18 protein-coding genes are annotated in these 21,059 nt (G+C 35.1%); 8 read left to right on the top strand and 10 right to left on the bottom strand.

Features of this window, described 5'->3' with window-relative positions; genetic code table 11:
* Positions 1 to 77: 77 nt before the first annotated feature.
* From OD917_RS06190 to OD917_RS06180, 3 genes are read right to left on the bottom strand one after another with little or no spacing between them, the layout of a single operon-like run.
* Positions 78 to 371 carry a DUF3861 domain-containing protein gene (locus OD917_RS06190; protein WP_263522683.1) on the bottom strand — a complete coding sequence of 98 codons (294 nt, stop codon included), beginning with the start codon at positions 369 to 371 and terminating at the stop codon, positions 78 to 80.
* Between the two features lie 19 nt (positions 372 to 390).
* On the bottom strand, positions 391 to 1,122 hold the full coding sequence (locus tag OD917_RS06185; protein WP_263522682.1) for a LytR/AlgR family response regulator transcription factor: 732 nt from the start codon (positions 1,120 to 1,122) through the stop codon (positions 391 to 393).
* Positions 1,119 to 2,168 carry a sensor histidine kinase gene (locus OD917_RS06180; RefSeq protein ID WP_263522681.1) on the bottom strand — a complete coding sequence of 350 codons (1,050 nt, stop codon included), beginning with the start codon at positions 2,166 to 2,168 and terminating at the stop codon, positions 1,119 to 1,121. The genes OD917_RS06185 and OD917_RS06180 overlap by 4 nt, the downstream gene beginning before the upstream one ends.
* A 265-nt stretch (positions 2,169 to 2,433) precedes the next feature.
* Between OD917_RS06180 and OD917_RS06175 the strand changes: the two genes are divergently transcribed.
* The 4 genes from OD917_RS06175 to OD917_RS06160 all read left to right on the top strand — a co-directional run bounded on the left by OD917_RS06175 (position 2,434) and on the right by OD917_RS06160 (position 9,043).
* Positions 2,434 to 3,597: an efflux RND transporter periplasmic adaptor subunit gene (locus OD917_RS06175; RefSeq protein ID WP_263522680.1), complete on the top strand. Its 1,164-nt coding sequence runs from the start codon at positions 2,434 to 2,436 to the stop codon at positions 3,595 to 3,597.
* A 5-nt stretch (positions 3,598 to 3,602) separates the two neighbouring features.
* On the top strand, positions 3,603 to 6,773 hold the full coding sequence (locus OD917_RS06170; protein WP_263522679.1) for an efflux RND transporter permease subunit: 3,171 nt from the start codon (positions 3,603 to 3,605) through the stop codon (positions 6,771 to 6,773).
* Positions 6,774 to 6,791: 18 nt separating this feature from the next.
* On the top strand, positions 6,792 to 8,195 hold the full coding sequence (locus OD917_RS06165) for an efflux transporter outer membrane subunit (RefSeq protein ID WP_263522678.1): 1,404 nt from the start codon (positions 6,792 to 6,794) through the stop codon (positions 8,193 to 8,195).
* 356 nt (positions 8,196 to 8,551) lie between these two features.
* Entirely contained in the window at positions 8,552 to 9,043 is a 492-nt protein-coding gene (locus tag OD917_RS06160; protein WP_263522677.1) for a hypothetical protein, read from the top strand.
* Positions 9,044 to 9,109: 66 nt separating this feature from the next.
* Here OD917_RS06160 and fucP read toward each other — a convergent pair whose 3' ends face one another.
* The 7 genes from fucP to OD917_RS06125 form a co-directional block, all read right to left on the bottom strand.
* Positions 9,110 to 10,414: an L-fucose:H+ symporter permease gene (gene fucP, locus OD917_RS06155; RefSeq protein ID WP_263522676.1), complete on the bottom strand. Its 1,305-nt coding sequence runs from the start codon at positions 10,412 to 10,414 to the stop codon at positions 9,110 to 9,112.
* Between the two features lie 155 nt (positions 10,415 to 10,569).
* Complete coding sequence (locus OD917_RS06150) at positions 10,570 to 11,013, bottom strand: MaoC/PaaZ C-terminal domain-containing protein (RefSeq protein ID WP_263522675.1); 444 nt, start codon at positions 11,011 to 11,013, stop codon at positions 10,570 to 10,572.
* A gap of 109 nt (positions 11,014 to 11,122) precedes the next feature.
* Positions 11,123 to 12,196: a Gfo/Idh/MocA family protein gene (locus tag OD917_RS06145; protein WP_263522674.1), complete on the bottom strand. Its 1,074-nt coding sequence runs from the start codon at positions 12,194 to 12,196 to the stop codon at positions 11,123 to 11,125.
* Positions 12,197 to 12,198: 2 nt separating this feature from the next.
* Positions 12,199 to 13,422, bottom strand: a complete 1,224-nt coding sequence (locus OD917_RS06140) for an extracellular solute-binding protein (RefSeq protein WP_263522673.1) — start codon at positions 13,420 to 13,422, stop codon at positions 12,199 to 12,201.
* A 1-nt stretch (position 13,423) separates the two neighbouring features.
* Complete coding sequence (locus OD917_RS06135) at positions 13,424 to 14,563, bottom strand: CaiB/BaiF CoA transferase family protein (protein WP_263522672.1); 1,140 nt, start codon at positions 14,561 to 14,563, stop codon at positions 13,424 to 13,426.
* Positions 14,560 to 15,711, bottom strand: coding sequence for a CaiB/BaiF CoA transferase family protein (locus OD917_RS06130; protein ID WP_263522671.1), 1,152 nt, complete (start codon positions 15,709 to 15,711; stop codon positions 14,560 to 14,562). The genes OD917_RS06135 and OD917_RS06130 overlap by 4 nt, the downstream gene beginning before the upstream one ends.
* Positions 15,708 to 16,856 (bottom strand): ABC transporter substrate-binding protein, encoded by a 1,149-nt coding sequence (locus OD917_RS06125; RefSeq protein ID WP_263522670.1) that lies wholly within the window; start codon positions 16,854 to 16,856, stop codon positions 15,708 to 15,710. The genes OD917_RS06130 and OD917_RS06125 overlap by 4 nt, the downstream gene beginning before the upstream one ends.
* A 396-nt stretch (positions 16,857 to 17,252) precedes the next feature.
* Here OD917_RS06125 and OD917_RS06120 point away from each other — a divergent pair, with 396 nt between their 5' ends.
* The 4 genes from OD917_RS06120 to OD917_RS06105 all read left to right on the top strand — a co-directional run bounded on the left by OD917_RS06120 (position 17,253) and on the right by OD917_RS06105 (position 20,894).
* A complete protein-coding gene (locus OD917_RS06120; RefSeq protein ID WP_263522669.1) occupies positions 17,253 to 18,107 on the top strand; it encodes a fumarylacetoacetate hydrolase family protein in 855 nt (284 codons plus the stop codon).
* Between the two features lie 18 nt (positions 18,108 to 18,125).
* Positions 18,126 to 19,139, top strand: coding sequence for a zinc-binding alcohol dehydrogenase family protein (locus OD917_RS06115; protein ID WP_263522668.1), 1,014 nt, complete (start codon positions 18,126 to 18,128; stop codon positions 19,137 to 19,139).
* Positions 19,140 to 19,253: 114 nt separating this feature from the next.
* Positions 19,254 to 20,051 (top strand): SDR family oxidoreductase, encoded by a 798-nt coding sequence (locus tag OD917_RS06110; protein WP_263522667.1) that lies wholly within the window; start codon positions 19,254 to 19,256, stop codon positions 20,049 to 20,051.
* Between the two features lie 6 nt (positions 20,052 to 20,057).
* A complete protein-coding gene (locus OD917_RS06105) occupies positions 20,058 to 20,894 on the top strand; it encodes an amidohydrolase family protein (protein WP_263522666.1) in 837 nt (278 codons plus the stop codon).
* The last annotated feature ends 165 nt before the right edge of the window (positions 20,895 to 21,059 follow it).

Here is a 21,059-nt window from a genome sequence, read left to right as displayed (position 1 = left end):
TATTTTTTTATCATCCTAAAATCGAGATTAAAAATTTGATGGACAATAGCTCTTAGACCTTATTTTTAAAGGATTTTTTAAAGGCTTTTTAGTTTTTTCATAAAGACAGGAAAAACTTCATTTAATTCATCAAAAAGTGGGTTTTTACGATTCTTAATTTTGATTTCGCTGAATAATTTTAGTCCAATTGCAAACTGTACAGCTTCTGAATCGTCTGCGAAAAGCTTCTTTTCTTTTATTCTTTCTATAATTCCGAAGATTTCGTCATGATTGTCAAATTCGATTCCTAATTCTTTTGCTGGCTGAGTTTCGCCGTTTGCATATTCCTTTAGACTTAAAGTCAGGTAATATTTGTTTGATCTTTTTTCCATGATTTTTGTAATTCTAATTTTATTTTAGCCACTTATCGACTAGCATTTTAAAAGCTTCTTTATATTGTTCGCCAACTGTAATTTCTATTTTATCAATAAAAATTGAGTTTTTACTAATGGCGCTTATTTTATCTAGCGAAACAATAAACGAACGGTGAACGCGCATAAATTTGGATGAAGGAAGTTTTTCTTCGAGAGCTTTTAGAGAAATCAGCGATAATAAAGCTTTTTGAGAATCTTCAAGATGTACTTTTACATAATCTTTCAGACTTTCGATATAAGTAATGTCTTTTAACGAAATTCTAACCCATTGGTATTCAATTTTTAGAAAGATAAATTCATCATCTGCTGCAATGGTATTAAAATGATTATTAGCTTCTTCTGATAATTGTAAAACTTTACTCGAAGCGCGAAGGAATTCTTCGTAACTAAAAGGTTTTAGAAGATAATCGACTGCATTAACGCGGTAACCTTCAATTGCATAATGATTGTAAGCCGTTGTAAATACGATTTTTGGCAACGGTCCAGGCTGATCTTGAAGAAGTCTTGCCAATTCCATTCCGCTCAAATTGGGCATATTGATGTCTAAGAAAACGAGATCAGGTTTGGTTTCTCGAATGATACCCATTGCATCGACAGCATTGTCGCATGTTGTTATTAATTCTAAAAACGGAGTTTGGTGTATAAACGTTTCTACCAGTTTTAAAGCCAATGGTTCATCATCTACCGCTATACATTTTAATAAGGTCATTGCTCTAAAGTTATTTTCAATTTAATTTTATATGTTCCGTGATTGGTAACACCAAAAGTGATATGATGCTGATTCGGATAAATCAATTGCAATCTACGTTTGGTATTGGTTAAACCAATTCCGCCTTCATCAGAAACTGATGTTTTTTCGAAGAAAGTATTTTCTACTTCAAATTCGAGATCAGTATCATTTTGCGAAAGTTTAATGTGTATTTCGCTTTTATCAGTCGCATGAACGCCATGTTTAAATGCATTTTCTACTAAAGGTAGTAATAACATTGGAACAATTGGATAGTCATGCAGTTTTTCAGGGATTTCTGTGGTGATAGTTAACTTACTATTGGCACGAAGCTTCATCAAAGCGATAAAATCTTTTAAGAATTCTACTTCTTTAAATAATGTCGTTCGTTCGCCTTCTGTGCTGTAAAGTAAATAACGCATCATACGGCTTAAAGTATGAAGTGCATTTCTAGAATCTTCAATATCAGTATAAGTAAGCGAATAAATACTATTTAGTGAATTAAAGAAAAAATGCGGATTTATCTGCGCTTTCAGCATGGCTAATTCAGCCATTGTCTTGTCTTGCTCTAATTTCAGTTTGTGCTGTGCGGCTTTCTGCCAATGCTGTAACATCGCCCAACTTGTACTGATTCCTAAAACTAGTAATGTCAGTGTAAAAACGTAATTGTCAAAGTATGGATTTTTATATTTTTTAAAACCAATTGCTTTACTAATTTGGTTATGAAGATCGGTTTGAGAAGTATAAAAATAAGCGATTAACTGTAATGTGAAAATTGCAAGAAAAGCCCAAATTAAATACAGAGAAGTATTGTCTTTAATAATGGTTTTTGGAACAACGATTTTTGCTGTTGAATAAAAAACAACTATTAAAAGAAATAAGACTATACTCTGCCAAAGCCAGAATGCTTGCGGAAGCACAACATTCCAAGTTAGAGGAATGTAAAACAACATAAGATACCCTAATAAGAACCATCCCAGTATGTGTAATCCAGTAAAAAGATAAGGTCTAAAAAAGTTTGGTGTCATTCTAATTTCTGATTTTAAGGACAATATTACATTTTATTTGAATATAAAATTTGAGCAATCGCTAAAACCCGATTTAGAGTCTCTAAAAAGCATTTTAGAACCGATAAGACAAAAATTAAACACTTGTTTAATATTTAAAAAAATTCCGTCGGCTGTCATCTTGCCTTTATCGATTGTCTCTCGCTCTTCGTCTATTTGAAAAATTTCGTGTGTTATATTTTAGTTCTTTTGTTGACATATAATAGATAATTACACATTTTTCAAGATGAAGAAGCAATCATTTTTAAGTATTCTCGCAGCCTCAGTTATTATCGCTTCTTGCGGTAATAAAAATGATAAATCGGCACAAGCCGGCGGTGCGCCGCAAATTAAAGAGTATAAAACTGTTGTATTACAGCCAGAATCAGCTACATTAAACAGTGACTTTCCAGCTAGTATACAAGGACAGCAAAATATAGAAATCCGACCAAGAGTTGAAGGTTACATCGATAAGATTTTTGTTGATGAGGGAGCGGTAGTAAAAGCTGGACAGCCATTATTTAAAATTAGCGCGCCAGAGTATGAGCAGCAAGTTCGTACAGCAGCTGCAAGTATTAAAAGCGCTCAAGCAGAAGTAAGTTCGGCAAAATTGGCTGTAAATAAAGTTAAACCATTGGTGGAAAAAGGTATCATTAGTAAATATGATTTAGAATCAGCTCAATATACTTATGAGTCGGCTGTTGCAGCTTTGGCTCAAGCAAATGCAGCTTTGGTAAATGCTAAAGTTAATTTAGGATATACAACTGTTACAAGCCCAGTAAATGGAGTTGTAGGTTCAATACCATTTCGTTTAGGAAGTTTAGTAAGCTCTAATACAACAGAACCTTTAACAACTGTTTCTAGTATTGGAAATGTCTACGCTTATTTCGCTATGAACGAAAAAGCACTTTTAAACTTTACTAAAGAAAATAGCACAGGAGCTTCATTAGCTCAGAAAATCAAAAGCATGCCAGCAGTTTCATTATTGTTGTCTGATGGTTCTGCATATGATGAAAAAGGGAATATTGAAACTGTAAACGGATTGATCAATACAGAAACAGGAACTGTAAATGTAAGAGCCCGTTTCCCAAATTCAAAAGGAATTATCAGAAGCGGAAGCAGTACTACAGTTCGTATTCCAAAAGATATAAAAGATGGAATCATTGTTCCTCAAAGCGCAACGTTTGAACTTCAGGATAAAATGTTTGCGGTAGTATTAGGGAAAGACAATAAAACAAAGAATGTCAATATCACAGTGCTTGAAAATACAGCAGGAAATTATTATGTGGTAACAAGCGGTTTACAAGCAGGTGACCAAATCGTATTAGAAGGAGTAGCTTCATTAAAAGAAGGAACTGAAATTAAAGCCCAAACTCAAAGCCAGGAAGCAGTTTACGCCGAATTAAAATAAAAGAAATGTTTAAAAAATTTATACAAAGACCCGTACTCTCGACGGTAATATCTGTTATTATCGTTATTTTAGGTGTTTTAGGCCTAATTGAGTTACCGATTTCTCAATATCCGGATATTGCACCGCCAACGGTAAACGTGGCAGCAAGTTATACCGGAGCCAATGCAGATGTGGTACTTAAAAGTATCGTAATTCCGTTGGAAGAACAAATTAATGGTGTAGAAAACATGACTTACATGACTTCTACAGCCACAAATGATGGAAATGCTTCTATAAAAGTTTTCTTTAAAGTGGGAACCAATCCTGATTTAGCAGCTGTAAACGTTCAAAACAGGGTTTCGAGAGCAACAAGTTTACTACCTGTAGAGGTAACTCAGGCAGGGGTTACTGTTACAAAAAGCCAGAGTAGTAACTTGTTGATTTTCTCTTTATACAGTGATGATAAAGCTTACGATCAGACGTTTCTTCAAAATTATGCCAAGATTAACCTTGTACCACAAATTCAGCGTGTAGTTGGAGTAGGTGATGTAACTGTTTTTGGTTCAAAAGATTACTCTATGAGAATCTGGCTGAAACCAGACGTAATGCAGCAATATAAATTGATTCCAAGTGATATTTCTACAGCTTTGGCAGAACAGAATATCGAAGCCGCACCAGGTAAATTTGGTGAGAACGGGAATCAGGCTTTTCAATATGTAATCAAATATAAAGGGCGTTTAACAAGCGCTCAGGAATTTGAAAACATCATTATCAAATCTGTTGGAAACGGACAAATGTTGAGACTTAAAGATGTGGCTAAAGTAGAGCTGGGGTCTTTAAGTTATTCATCAACTATTAAAACAAACGGCGTAGAATCGGCAGCAATGGCAATTAGCCAGACTCCAGGATCTAATGCGCGTGATGTAATCATCAATTCTAAAAAACTGATTGAAGAAGCAGCAAAGAGTTTTCCAAAAGGTATGAAATATACCATTATGGTGGATGTCAACGAAAATCTAGATGCTTCTATTGAGAAAGTAATTCACACTTTGATTGAAGCTTTTATATTGGTTTTCATCGTAGTATTTATTTTCCTTCAGGATTTTAGATCGACTTTAATTCCGGCAATTGCGGTTCCAGTTGCGATTGTAGGTACGTTTTTCTTCCTGAATTTATTCGGATTTACGATTAACTTATTAACGCTTTTTGCAATGGTACTCGCCATTGGTATTGTGGTCGATGATGCAATTGTGGTAGTTGAGGCGGTACACGCCAAACTTGATCACGGATATAAATCGGCAAAAAAAGCGACGATTCATGCGATGGACGAAATTTCGGGAGCGATTATTTCGATTACTTTGGTAATGGCGGCGGTATTTATTCCGGTAACCTTTATTAATGGATCTACAGGAGTTTTCTATAAACAGTTTGGTATTACACTGGCAGTTGCGATTATTCTTTCGGCAGTAAACGCCTTGACTTTGAGTCCAGCTTTATGTGCGCTTTTATTGAAACCGCATGCTGACGATCATAAACATAAAAGTTATTTACAGCGTTTTTATACTTCATTTAACGTTGCATTCGATAATGTTACGGCAAGATACAAACGCTCAGTAAGTTTCCTTTCTGCGAAAAAATGGATTGCATTGGCTTCAATTGTAATTGCTGGTGTGGCTTTGGTTTATATGATGAAAACTACACCTTCGGCTTTCGTTCCTTCGGAAGATCAGGGAACTGTTTTCGCGAATATTAGTTTACCGCCATCAGCTTCTATGGAGCGTTCAGATATTATTGCCAAAAGAGTTGATAGTATAGCGAAAACTATTCCTGGAGTTAAAAATACACTTCGAATCGTTGGACAGAACTTTACGGCTGGAGCGGGTAGTGCTTACAGTATGGTTATTGTAAAATTGCTTCCTTGGGATGAGCGAGAATTAAGTGTTGATGATGTAATCGGACAGCTTTTTGCTAAAACTAGCGGTATTCGTGAGGCAAGTATTTTCTTCATTTCGCCTCCAACGATTCAAGGTTTTGGACAAAGTGGCGGATTTGAATTCCAATTGCAGGATAAAGGAGGACATACAACTGCTGAGTTTTATAAAGTGAATAATGAGTTCTTAGCAAAATTAGCAGAACGTCCTGAAATTCAATACGCAACGACACCATTCAACCCTGGATTTCCTCAGTATATGATGGATATTAATTTAGCGAAAGCGAAAGATGCTGGAGTTTCTGTAAATACGATTCTGTCAACAATGCAAGGTTACTATGGTGGATTGTACGCTTCGAATTTTAACAAATTCGGAAAACAGTATCGTGTAATGGTTCAGGCGGCTCCAGAATTTAGAGCTAATACAGAGGGATTGAATAAAATATTCGTTAGAAACAGTGCAGGAAATATGGCGCCAATTACCGAGTTTGTAAAAATGACAAGAGTATTTGGACCAGAATCTATTTCGAGATTTAACTTGTTTACGTCAATTTCGATTACAGGAGCACCAAAACCAGGTTACAGTTCTGGAGATGCTATTAAAGCAATTCAGGAAGTGGCTGCAGAAAATCTTCCTGCTGGTTATGGTTATGAATTCTCTGGATTAACGCGTGAGGAATTAGCATCAGGAAGTGAGACAATTTTCATTTTCATCTTGTGTTTGGTATTCGTTTATTTCTTGTTAAGTGCGCAGTACGAAAGTTATATTTTGCCATTCGCAGTATTATTATCAATTCCGTTTGGATTGGCAGGAGCCTATTTGTTCTCGATTATTTTTAAATTGAATAGTAATATTTACTTACAGATTTCTTTAATCATGCTTATTGGACTTTTGGCGAAGAACGGTATTTTGATTGTCGAATTTGCTTTGGACAGAAGACGTAAAGGTTTGCCTATTGTACAAGCGGCGATTGAAGGAGCTGTAGCACGTTTGCGTCCAATTTTGATGACCTCTTTCGCCTTTATTCTCGGACTTGTTCCTTTGATGTTTGCTTCTGGAGCAGGTGCTGTTGGTAATAAATCTATTGGGACAGGAGCTGTAGGAGGTATGTTAATTGGTACAATCTTAGGAGTTTTCGTAATTCCAGTATTGTTTATCATTTTCCAAACATTACAAGAAAAAGTAAGCGGACCAGCAAAAGATGGTTATGATGATGAAGATGACGATGAAGACGAAATTCATTTAATAGAAGCTCACAAAGAGTAAAATTTAATTACAATAAAGATGACGAATAGTTCAAATAAATATATTTTACTGGTAATAACAGCCGCACTAATTAGTGCGTGCTCTGTTACCAATAAATACGAACGCCCCACAACTTTAAAAACAGATCAGTTGTACCGTGATGAGTCTTCAACAGATTCGACTTCAATTGCAGATATGCCTTGGAATACTGTTTTTAAAGATGAAAAACTGAATGCTTTAATTCAAAAAGGATTAGATCAGAATTTGAATCTGAAAAATGCAATTGAGAATATTGTGCAAGCAAGAGCTACTTTGCGTCAGAGTAAGTTAGCTTATTATCCAACATTGCAATTGGACGCTAGTGCAACACATTCGAAACAATCTGAAGCATCTTTAAATTTTGGTGGAGCTAATATCAATACCTTAACAACAACTTATAAATTAGGCGTAAGTACTTCTTGGGAAATTGATGTTTGGGGAAAACTAAGCAGTTCTAAAAGAGCAGCTTTGGCTACATATTTAGCTTCTGATGCTGCAAAGCAAGCGGTTCAAACACAATTGATTGCAGATATTGCAAACAATTATTTCTTACTGTTAGCTTATGATAAGCAGCTTGAAATTACGGAGCAGACTTTAAAAAGCCGTATTGAAAATGTAGAAACAATTAAAGAGTTAAAAGAAGGTGCAATTGTAACTGGAGCGGCCGTAGTTCAAAGTGAAGCGAATCAGCATGCAGCAGAAGTTTTAATTCCAGATTTAAAACAAAATATCCGTGAGACAGAAAATGCTTTAAATATTTTGTTAGGACAAGCTCCTGGACCAATTGATAGAGGTGTTTTAGGAACGCAGATTATTCCTGAGAAAATTGCAATTGGAATGCCAGCTCAATTATTAAACAATCGTCCTGATGTTCGCCAAGCAGAATTTAATTTCAGAGTGGCATTTGAGTCTACAAATTTGGCTAAAACATATTTCTATCCAAGTTTGACACTGACAGCAAGCGGAGGATTTTCAAATTTAGAATTGAAAGATTTCTTTAGTAATTCTATTTTTTATTCGATTATTGGAGGATTAACACAGCCAATTTTTAATCAAGGTAAAAATAAGTTGAGATTAACTACAGCTCAGTCTCAGCAATTACAGGCATACAATAGTTTCCAGCAAAGTCTTTTAGTTGCGGGTCAGGAAGTTTCAAATGCTTTGTATTCGTATCAAATGGCTGTTGAAAAAGAAGATTCGAGAGCAAAACAAATTGCAGCTTTAGAAAAAGCAGTAGACTTTACTCAAGAGCTTTTAGAATATAGCTCTGCAACCAATTATACAGACGTTTTAACATCAGAACAAAACCTTTTAGCAGCTCAATTAAGTGGAGTGGCAGATAATCTGCAGAAATTGCAAGCTGTTATTAATTTGTATAGAGCGTTAGGCGGAGGCTGGAAATAATATTTTCAATTTCTTAAAAATGTACGTTTGTCGCTACAATTATGCTTTTGGTCTAAATTTTATTTAATAATGATAAATTGTATTTACTTTTGATTTATCCAAAAACGGATACGTAAATATGTGAGTTAGTAATCGTTCCACATTGATCATTTTATATCCAGTATTATGGTCGCTATTAAAAGAAAACATGACTTAAAAATGCCTCAGAAATGAGGCATTTTTTTTAAAAGCTATGTCGGTAAAAAGACACTATTCGTCGATTAGTTCAGCGGTTCTGTATAATGAATGCTATAAGCTTAAATATTGGCATTACTTTCGATTAATATCTACTAAAATTAATATTTAATTCTAAAGACATGAAAAAGTTAGTATTCGCCTCAGTGCTATTTATGAGTGTATTTTTTGCTCATGCCCAACAAGTTTCAATCAATGTTAATATTGGCACTCCTCCAAATTGGGGACCACAAGGTAAGGACGACAGCAGATATTATTATCTGCCAGATATTGATGTATATTATGATGTAAATCAAAGTGTGTTTATCTACGAGAGCAACGGAAAATGGACTCGTGATAAAAAACTTCCTGCAAACTGCAGACAATATGATTTGTATTCAGGTTATAAAGTGGTTTTAAATGATTACAAAGGAGACACTCCTTATAAATACCATACAAAACACAGAGCCAGTTATCCAAAAGGTTACCAAGGAAAACCTCAAAAAAATAGAGGAGAAAAACCAAAAGGCAACAACGGAAACAGCAAAGGAAATAATAAAGGAAAAGAAAATAATAACTCCAAACAACAGTCAGCAAACAAAGACCACGATCACTCTAATGGAAAAAACCATTAATCTTAAACATGACTAAAGAAAACGCCTCCAATTGGAGGCGTTTTTGATTTTATATGATTTCTAAAATTATTCTGAAACAGCTTTTACTTTATGTCCGTAAGCTCCAAAAGAAAGAATAATCAAGAAACAAACCAACGGAATAATATATCCTGACTGAATATCATCGTGATTCATGTCGATTAAAGTTCCCATTCCGTAAGGAATAATAGCTCCACCAACAATTGACATTACTAACCAAGAAGATCCTGTTTCTGTATTCGATTTTAGGCCTTTAATTCCTAAAGAGAAAATAGTTGGGAACATAATTGACATAAAGAACCCGATTCCTCCAAGTGCATAAATTACCACAATTCCAGAGCCATAGATTGCTACTAGACAAAGTAACACGCTCACTACACAATAGATAGAAAGCAAAAGATAATCTTTTACAAACCTTAAAAAGAAAGTTCCAATAAAACGTCCCGCCATAAAAAGGAAACCATAAATTCCTAAGTAATATCCAGCTGTTTTTTCGTCTAATCCAGCGCCTTGCTGTGCAATTCTGATAAAGAAACTTGTAATACAAACTTGTGCTCCAACATAGAAAAATTGCGCTGCAACTCCCCAGCTTAAATGTCTAAATTTTAAAACAGAGAAAAAACCTGGTTTAATTTCAGCCTCAGCGTGAGTAGCTTTCATTGAAGGCAATTGCACAAAATAAAATATAATTGCTACTAAAACCAAAATACTTCCTAAAACAATATAAGGCATTTTAACAGAAGCTGCTTCTCCTAATAAATAAGCTGCTTTTTCTGCTTCTGGCATTGCCGCCATTTGTTCTTTTGTATGATTTGTTCCAGAAAGAATAAATAATGAACCCACTATTGGCGCTACCATTGCTGCTAATCCGTTGAAAGAAGCAGCTAAATTCAATCTTTTTGAAGAAGATTCAGCTGGCCCTAAAATCGCAGCGTACGGATTGGCACTGGTTTCTAAAATGGTTAATCCGCAACCAATTACAAACAAAGCAAATAAGAATAATTCATAAGTTCTAGTATTAGCCGCAGGAACAAATAAAAATGCTCCAATTGCAAAAACTAATAAACCTGTGATAATACTGTTTTTGTAACCAAACCTTTTAATCAGCATTCCAGCTGGAATTGCCATGATAAAATAAGCAAAGAATACAGAAGTATCGATAAGAGTAGATTGGCGATTGTTTAATTCGCACGCTTTTTTCAAGTGCGGAATCAATACAGAATCAAGATTATGGGCCATTCCCCATAGAAAAAATAGGCATGTAACTAAAATAAAAGGCAAAAGGTATTGATTTCCTTTTCCGCCTTCTGTCGGCACTTCGTGTTGATCGCCAGCTTGGTTTGTAATTTGCATTGTTTAGATAGTTTTTGTTTTTATTTTTTTAGGTTCTAAGATTCTAAGTCTTTTTTAACGATTTTAAGAGATTTAATTAAAGGCTTTAAAATAATCTTGTGGAGTTGCTAAAACACAAAGTATTTAAAAACTTAGAATCTTAGCAACTTAGTATCTTAGGATCTTCTTTTCACAAAAAGCAAGTGATCACAAACCAAAACGATTTCACCGCGTTGATTAATGATTTCTACATGCTCTGTGACAGCGCCCATTTCTGGATTTTTAGCTTCGCCTTTTTCAGAAATAGTAATTTCAGAATGGATTGTATCGCCAATATGAACAGGTTTTACAAAACGCATTCTGTCGTACCCTCTTGAAAAAGCTTCTGGATTTATTTCTGATGCAGTCAAACCGATTCCGATACTGAAAACCATGGTTCCGTGTGCAATTCTTTGGCCGAAAGGTTGTGTTTTACACCATTCTTCGTCCATGTGGTGTGGGAAGAAATCTCCCGTGTGTCCGGCGTGAACTACAAAATCAGTTTCTGTTATCGTTCTGCCAACCGTTATTCGTTTATCGTCGATGGTATAATCTTCGAAAAAAGTCGATTTGAAATACATAATTTAATTACTTTTTATTCGTCTTACTCTTTCAAATAAATGTCAAAATTACGTTTGTTTTGAAGAGGACTAAAATTTTGTTTTTTGGTTTTGAAATATAGTGTTTTAATTACACTTCATCAAAAGAAATTCCACCATTTTTACTGCTGATATAGCAAGCTTCCACAACTTTCATTGTTCCTAAAACATCTTGCACGCTAGCTGATAATTTTTCATCAGAACCTTCTTTATAGCGCATCAGATTTGACATTGCACCAATAAAAGCTTCAGGAAACCACGAACCTTCCAATTTAACTTCTGTCCATTGGTATTCATTTTCGCCTTCTTTTATTGGTAAAGCATATTCAAAAACGTCAGGAAGACCGTCGGGATAGTTCATCAGCAAGCCCATTTTTGCTCTAACAGCGCCTTTTGTTCCTTCCCATTTGATATAGCTTTCTTCGTGTTTTGGCCCAAAATGATGGTCGTGATTCGTATTAATAACCACATGCATATCTTCGCCATAATCTAAAATAATCGTAGATCTGCTTGAAGATAATTTTTTAAGCGGATGTTTAGCTGTTTTAGCCATTACACCTTTAGGATTTCCTAGGAAAGAGCGAATACAATCGATATAATGAACACTGTGAAAAAGAATCTCCAATCTTGGATGTTCTTTAATTAACGGAAACAATTCCCAAGGAGTATTTACAGTTACTTTGAATTCAAAATCGTATAGCTGGCCCAAAATCCCTTCGTTGATTAAATAACGTGCAGCACTTACAAACGAAGCAAACCTTAATTGAAAATTAATCGCAGCAACCAAGTTTTTTCTTTCGCAAACAGCTACAATTTCGCGAGCCTGAGTTAAATCATTACCCATTGGTTTCTGAATCAAAACTGCAGCTCCATCTGGCAATTGCTCTAGAATTTCGATGTATTGATCAGGCAAAACCGTAATGTCATAAACAGCGTTTGAAGGGGCATTTTTAACTGCAGCAGCAACGTTTTCAAAAACGTGTTCGATTTTGAATTCTTTTGCTAAATCATGTGCTTTTGAAATCGTTCTATTTGTAATACCAAAAACTTTAAAACCAGCCATTTCGTAAGCAGGAAGATGCGCATCTTTTACAATACCGCTTGCCCCGATAATGATAATAGGCTGTTTTGTTTCGGGTAATAAAGGTTTATATGGAATATTCATATCTATTCTATTTTTTGAATATTAATCTGTGTTTCTTCTAATAATTGTGCCGAAGGAATATCACTATTAATGGCTTTTAAAACCATGTGGTCTATAAATTCGCAAACCTTTGGCCAAATTGGAGTTTGTGGTAATGTCAAAGCATTTTCGTGAAGCATTTCCAATTTATGATAAAAAGGAATCAAAGTATTGATTTCTTCATCTTTCCAAGTTGATTTTCTGCAACCAATTCCGCCTTCTTTTGTCAACAATTTGTCGCTTTTTGCAGTGGTGGCAAAACGCAGAAAATCGTAAGCTAATTTTTTGTGTTTGCTTCCTGAACCAATTGTGTATAACCAATATACATTCAAAGAAGCCGTTTTATGATTTGGATCGGATGGGAGAGAAGTAATGTCGATTTTACCTTTTACTTTCGATTCTTCAATCACTTCCGCCATTGAAGCAAATCCGAACCAATTGATTGCCATTGCAGCTTGTCCTTCGGCGAAAGCCAAACCAGCTTCAACTGAACCAAATTCCTTAGATTTTGGGTGAACTGCATTTTTATTATTGACAATTTTTCGATAAAAATCTAAAGCTTGAACTGCTGCTTCGCTATCGATGCAAATTTGATTTTTATTATTGATTAGTGAACCTCCGCGAGTCCACAATTGCAGGCAGAAATCAAAAACCATATTGTGTCCATCTGGATAATTGGCAAAAATACTGCCGTATAAATTTTGTTCTGGGCGATTAAAGAAAGTTGCAATTTCAACAAATTCTTTCCAAGTTTTTGGTGTTGAAAGTTCGTACCCAAATTGCTTTTTGAAATTCTCTTTTTCAGTTTGGTTTTCGAATAAGTCTTTTCTGTAAATCAGACATTCTGGTCCGTCGTGAAAAGGGAGTCCGTACGTTCCATTATCGAGTTTTTGTAAATGCAAAAGCGATTTATGCCAACCGTAAGGATAATTCTCTGGCGGATTTTCGGCTATAAAAGGATATAAATCTTGAACCGCTTTTTCGTGTACAGCATCAAAAATCCAGTCGGTGTTGATGTGCGCAATATCCCATTTTCCTTCTTTTAAGCCTTTTTTAGAAATTGTGGTTTCATACAATTCATGAAGTTCCATTGGAATCATTTCGGCTTCAATTTGAATATCATTTTGAAGACAGAAAGCATCCCACAGCTTTTCCAGTGTGCTTTCGAAGGGATCGAATTTTCGAACGGCGATTCTAATTTTATCCATTTTAGCAGTCTATAAATTCTTTAATAATTTTCTCGTTGTCTTGCCCTAATTTTGGAGAACCTTTATCAGAAGTCAAATATTCGCCATCAATTTTTATCGGACAGCGTGTTGTTTTATATATGTAGCCGTCTAGCATTTCGACTTGCTGCGTAAAATTCAAAACCTTAAATCCATCTTCAGTAAATAACTGTTGATAGTTTAAAACTCCTGCACACCAAATGTCTGCGGGTTCTAAAATATCCAACCAAAATTGTGTTTCCTGCGTTTGCAAATGCTCTGCAAGTATATTTTTGATTTCGTCTCTAAGTGTAAATTTATTTTCAGGAAACTGTAATAAAGCGTCGCATTTTAGCAAAGAAGCCAAAACAGGAATCGAGCCCATTGCTAGTGCTAGATAACCGTTTTTAGTTTTGTAAATTCCGTATGGTGCTCCTAAATAAGCGTGAGCGTTATTGGTTTTGGTTCGAATAGGTAATTCGCCTCCGTCATTAAAATAAGTGGTAATCGTTTCAAACTGAAAATCAAATGCCGATTCGAGCATACTGACTTGAATTTGCGCTCCAATATTATGAGTTGCTTTTCTGTATAAAGCAGCTAAAATTCCTTGAGCCAAATGCGCTCCGGCAAGCATATCTACAATCGACAATCCCATTGGGACTGGACCATCTTCTTGATTTCCGCTTAGCCAAGTTAAAGCCGTTAAAGATTGTAAAAGCAAATCCTGACCTGGTAAATCTTTCAAGTCAGGATGTTCTCCAAAACCAGAAATCGAGCCATAAATCACATTTGGATTAATGCTTTTTACCTCTTCATAACTCAAACCAATTCGTTCCATAACTCCAGGTCTGAAATTATGCATCACAACATCGGCTTTGGTTAATAATTTTTTTAGTTTTTGAAGTTCCTCTGGCTGTTTAAAATCAATGGCAAAAGATTCTTTGTTTCTGTTGATGGTATGAAAAACTGACGATTCACCGTTCATAATCAAATCAGAAGTATATAAAGTACGGCAAATATCTCCCGTTCCTGGTTTTTCAATTTTTATCACGCGCGCTCCCAAATCTGCCAAGCGCAAACTCGCCGACGGACCCGAAAGAAACTGGCTGAAATCTACAATTAAATAATCTTCTAAAGGCTTCATTTCTGGCTGTTTAAAAATTGTTCGTGTATATTCAAATTATCTTGTCCTACTTTTGGAGCAGCTTTTTCGCTTAATAAAATCTCACCATCCAACTGAATCGGACTTCTCGTTGTAACTAAAGTTTCACCTTCGGTATTTTTTACGGTTTGTTTCAATTGTAATTCATTTACAAAAGGCTGATTGTCTAGTTCTTCGTAATTGAAAACTTTTCCGCACCAAATACCTTCTTTCTGTAATATTTCAATCCAATAATCAGAAGCTTGGGTTTGAATTCTTTCGCTCAAAATCGTTCTGATTTCATCTCTTTTTTCAAACCAAAGATGTTTATCCGCGAAAGCGTTTAAATCTAAACCTAAAGTTTTTCCAATAAAAAGTAAATCTCCCATTGCAAGAGATAAATAGCCATCTTGTGTTTGGTAAACACCATAAGGAGCACTTAAAAAAGCATGTGCACTTCCTTTAATATCGCCGCGTTCAGGTAATTGACCGCCATCATTTAAGAAAGAAGTAATCGCTTCAAACTGTACATCTAGAATAGATTCTAGTAAACTGACTTCGACCAAAACGCCTTTTTTAGTTTTGGCCCTTTTTAAAAGTGCTGTTAAGATTCCCTGTACAAAATGATTTCCGCACATTAAATCGGCTACAGCCAAACCAAAAGGAACTGGACCTTGACTTTTGCGCCCGCTCAGCCAGCTTAATCCAGAAAGTGATTGTAGCAATAAATCTTGTCCCGGTTTTTTTGCCCACGGACCTTCATTTCCGTAACCTGTAATCGTTCCGTAAATAATCTGCGGATTAATAGCCAAAGTATTTTTAAAATCTAAACCGATTTTTTCCATTACCCCGGGTCTGAAATTATGTGTCATAATATCAGCCTTTTCGATTAATTTTTTAATTAAAATCAAATCATCAGGATTTTTTAAATCGGCTGCAAAAGATTCTTTATTTCGGTTTATGGTATGAAAAAGCAAACTGCTGTCGTCAACAAATAAATCTTTGATGCTCAATTGTCTGCAAGCTTCTCCTTTTACAGGACGTTCGATTTTGATGACGCGTGCGCCCAAATCGGCTAGTTTTAATCCAGCTGAAGGTCCTGCAAGAAACTGACAGAATTCCAGAACAATTAATCCTTCTAAAGGTCTCATACGGTCTGGATTTTTAGAGATTCCGCGTAAAGCGAATTCATTTCTTCCAAAACTTTCAATTCGTCTCCGCCATTCATCAAATAATTACGAACCACATCTCCAGCATGATCTTGGAAATACATGTGACCATAATATCTCGGACGAAGGAAAGCGCGCTCTAAAGCAGGAAGTGTATTTTTGAAATAATCGTGTGTTACACCATTTATTCTTTCGCTTTTCCAAGCTTGCAAATGTCCTGGCTGACCACCATTATCGGTATAAATATTCTGCTGAATCTGTGATGAACACGTAAATTCGGCATACTTTATGGCAGTTTCAATATGTTCGCTGAATGAAGAAACAGCCAAACCAGTTCCTCCCAAAGAAGAAATCATAGGATTATTATTTAGACTTACTAAATCATAAAAATGTAAAAGTTTACGGCTGTAGCCAATGCGAGAATAGTTAGAATAACCATAAGCAAAAGGGCAATAAGCAATTTCATCTGAATTGACCATCGCCTCATAAACCTGAATAGGGTTACGACTAAAGTTTGCAGGATCAATTAATTGTGCTAATTCTCTAAACATTTGAAGCGCTTTAATTCCTGTAGTTTCAGAAATTATTTTTTCTTCAGAAAGAAAAGGAGCTTCACCCAAACTACAGCAAAACATGTAAAAACTCATTAAAACATCTACGGGAATTCCAGCAAAAGCAACTAAACCTTTTTTTGCCAATGCTAATAAATCGTCATAAGTTTTAGGAACTTCTAAATTGTTTTTTTCCAAAAGATCCAAGCGGGCAGAGGCAACCGGAGTTGCTGCATCAATAGGAAGCGCCCATAATTTATCGTGAAAAACATAACTTCCGTACGATTTTCCAACCGTATTAAATTCTTGGTCTTTAATATATTCGTTTGATAAATAATCAGATAATGGAAGAATCGCTTTAGTTTGCGCTCCAAAACCTGTCCAAGGATGATCGATTACCAATAAATCAAATCTTTTGGCTAAGTCTTCGATAGAGGCATCTGCAAATTCTTGTAAGCTTCTTTTCTCCCAAGAAATTTCAACATCAGGATGTAGTTCGGTAAAACGCTGCGATGTGGCAACCATAGGAAGCAAACCTCTTGTATGGTTCCAAGTTATGCCTTTTAATTTTATCATTTTATATAGGGATTTTTGATAATGTAATCGATTGTATTAATAAATGTAAAAATCACAATTACAAAAGTAGGAATAAGATTGACATGAACAAGAAATCATTTATTTTTAAGAAATCTTTTTTACATTAAGTGATAAATAGTGCTATAATTTTTACAAATCGTTTAAAAAATGTTATAATTTATTAAAGTTTGATCATTTTTATAGTCAGAATCTGAAATATATCTCGGATATTAATTTTTAAAATTTACTTTTGTAATTGTAATTTTTACATTTATTATGTTTGCTTTAGCTTTTTTAGCAAATTTTGAATTAGTAAATAGTAAAAGATCTTGTAAAATGAAATCATGGTGAAGCCCTTTCATCGAAAAAATAAACTAACAATAAAAATATACGATTATGAAATTAATACGTTTTGGAGAAATCGGAAAAGAGAAACCTGGAGTTTTAATTGGAGAAAAGAGATATGATGTTTCTTCGATTGTAACCGATTTTAACGAAAATTTCTTTGAAGAAAACGGATTAGAAAAACTGCAAAAAGCATTAGAAAGCAATCCAACTTTACCAGAAGTGGATCCTTCGGTACGTTTGGGTTCACCAGTGGCAAGACCTTCAAAAATTATCTGTATTGGATTAAATTATATCGATCATTGTAAAGAAACAAATGCTCCAATTCCTACAGAACCTATTATTTTCTTTAAATCGACAACTTCTTTGTGCGGGCCAGACGATGATTTGATTATTCCAAAGAATAGCGAAAAAACAGACTGGGAAGTGGAATTGGCTTTTATCGTTGGTAAAAAAGCAAGTTATGTTGAAGAAGCAGAAGCTTTAGATTATGTTGCTGGTTATGCTTTATTGAATGATTACAGCGAAAGAGCATTTCAATTAGAGCGTGGTGGACAATGGGCAAAAGGAAAAGGAAGCGATACTTTTGCGCCTCTTGGACCATTTTTGGCTACGAAAGACGAAATCGCTGATGTTGACAATTTGAAGATGTGGCTGACGGTAAACGGTAAAAAATACCAAGACAGTAATACCTTAAATTTAGTTTTCAAAATTCCTTATTTAGTGCATTATTTAAGTCAGTTTATGACTTTGCTTCCGGGTGATATCATTAGTACAGGAACGCCTCCAGGAGTTGGTTTAGGAATAAAACCTGATCCAATTTATATTAAAGCGGGTGATGTTATTGAGCTTGGAATTGAAGGTTTAGGAACAAGCAGACAAAAAGCTGTAGCATATCAAAAATAAAATTTAAGAAAGTATAAAATGAAATATATTGTTTGCGAAAAACCGCAGGAATTTCTACTAAAAGAAACCAGTATTCCAGAACCAAAAGAGGGCGAAGTTTTATTGAAAATTAAAAGAATCGGAATCTGCGGAACTGATATTCACGCTTTTGGCGGAACTCAGCCTTATTTTGAATATCCAAGAATTTTAGGCCACGAATTGGCGGCTGAGTATGTAAAAGGAAATGCTGCAGGTTTTAAACCTGGTGATAAAGTAACTTTTATTCCGTATTTCAACTGCGGAAAATGTGTTGCGTGCCGAAACGGATTGACGAATTGTTGTGTAAATATTAAAGTTTTCGGAGTTCATATTGATGGCGGAATGGCTGAATATGTTTCGATTCCAGAACAATATTTACTGCACGGTCAAGGTTTAGATTATGATGAATTGGCTTTGGTTGAACCATTAGCAATTGCTGCACACGGCGTTAGAAGAGCAGCTGTAAAACCAACGGACACCGTTTTGGTAATGGGAGCAGGACCAATCGGAATTGGTTTGATTCAGTTTGCAAAAATCGCGGGCGCAAAAGTAATCGTAATGGATATTAACGATTATAGATTGAATTTCTGTAAAGAACAGTTACAAGCAGACGAAACGATTAACCCGTTGAACGATGATGTTGCTCAAAAATTAGCTGAATTAACAAACGGAGATATGGCAAATGTAGTAATTGACGCAACTGGAAATCAGAAAGTGATGAACAGTGCTTTTAATTATATTTCACATGGCGGAAGATTTGTTTTGGTCGGACTTCAAAAAGGCGAATTGAGTTTCAGTCATCCTGATTTCCACAAAAGAGAATCGACTTTAATGAGCAGCCGAAATGCAACAATTGAAGATTTTGAATATGTAATGAAATGTCTGAAAGAAGGAAAAATTGACCCTAAGAAATATATCACTCACAGAACAAGTTTTGATGAAATGATTACTGATTTCGGGAATTTGATTGATCCGAAGAATAATGTAATCAAGGCGTTGATTGAAATAGAGTAATTAGTTATTAGTTATTAGTTATTAGTGAAAAGTTATTAGTGAAATGTGTGCAAGTTTAAGTTGAATGTATTTCACTTTTCACATCTTACAAATCACATCTAACACAAAAAAGAAATGGATTTAAACTTAAAAAATAAAATAGTTGTCGTTTCTGGTTCAGCTGGAAAAGAAGGCAGTATCGGAGAAACGATCGTTAACCGATTGGCAGATGAAGGTGCAATTCCGGTTTTGGTTGACAGAAATGCAAGAGGTTTTGAATATGTAGAAAGACTTCAAAAAAGAGGAGTAAATTCACTGTTTGTACAAACTGATGTAACCGATCCTCTTGCAATAGAAAACGCTGTAAAAGTAATTGGAGCTAAGTACGGAAGAATCGATGCCATAATTAATAATGTTGGCGTAAATGACGGAGCAGGATTAGATTCAAGCTACGAGGATTTTATGAATTCTTTGAAATTGAATGTGGTAAGTTATTTTCTTTTAGCTAAATATTCACTTCCATACTTAAAAGAATCCAAAGGAAATATTTTAAATATCGGTTCAAAAGTTGCCTTAACTGGACAGGGCGGAACTTCGGGTTACGCTGCTGCGAAAGGCGGGGTTTTGGGCTTAACGAGAGAATGGGCTGTCGATTTGATTCAGTACGGAATCCGTTCGAATGTGATAATTATTGCGGAAAGTTATACGCCTGCTTATGAAGACTGGATTAAAACATTACCAGATGGACAGGCGGTCTTGAAAAAAATTAGTAAAACGATTCCACTAGAAAGCCGAATGACCAAAACAGAAGAAATTGCAGATACGGCACTTTTTATCATTTCTGAAAAATCATCGCATACTACGGGACAATTTGTTTTTGTGGATGGAGGTTACGTACATTTAGACCGCGCTTTAATCAGCGATGTTAACTAAGAAATTATGAGTAAAAGAATAGATTCCCATCAGCATTTTTGGAAGTTTGATCCTGTTCGAGACAGCTGGATCGACGAAACCATGCAGAATATCCAAAGAGATTTTCTTCCAGAAGATTTAGAGCCATTATTAAAGTCTAATCAGTTTGAAGGCTGTGTGGCAGTTCAGGCAAGCCAATCAGAAGAAGAAACTCAGTTTTTATTGGATTTAGCTTCTAAAAATGATTTCGTAAAAGGAGTTGTAGGTTGGATTGATTTACGAAATGAAAACATTGAAGAACGTTTGCAATTCTTTTCAGATCAAGAAAAGCTGAAAGGTCTTAGGCACGTTGTTCAAGGTGAAGCGGATGATTTTATGGATGGAGCAGAATTCAGAAGAGGAATCAAAGCTTTAAAAACATTTAATTATACTTACGATATTTTAATTTTCGAACGTCAATTGCCAGCTGCAATACGTTTGGTAAAAGATTTTCCAAACCAAAAATTTGTAATTGACCATATTGCCAAACCAGATATTAAATCAAGCAGTATTGATTCTTGGAAAAAAGGAATCGAAGAAATTGCGAAATACGATAACGTTTGGTGCAAAATCTCAGGAATGGTCACAGAAGCTGATTGGAAAAACTGGAAACCAGAAGATTTAAAACCCTATTTGGATGTGATTTTCGAAAACTTTTCGATTGATAAATTAATGTTCGGTTCAGATTGGCCAGTTTTAAATGTAGCTTCCGATTATAATGAAGTGGTAAAAACTTTAGAAGATTATATTTCGAAGTTTTCTATTGAAGACCAGAACAAAATTTGGTTTGAGAATGCGAATTATTTCTATAGTTTGAATGGCTAATACTTAATTTAAGATTTGTAAAAAAAAGCGTGAATTAATCAATTCACGCTTTTTTATTTCATAAAAATTTTACTTGCAAATTTTGTCAAATATAGCCCGCGGTTTCAACCACGGGACACAATGTGAGCAACGCAAAACGAGACGTGACAATATTGCGTTCCCGTG

The sequence above is a fragment of the Flavobacterium sp. SH_e genome (assembly GCF_025717045.1).
Lineage (GTDB): Bacteria > Bacteroidota > Bacteroidia > Flavobacteriales > Flavobacteriaceae > Flavobacterium.
Note: the sequence above shows the minus strand (reverse complement) of the source record. Positions and strands in the feature narration are given on the sequence as shown.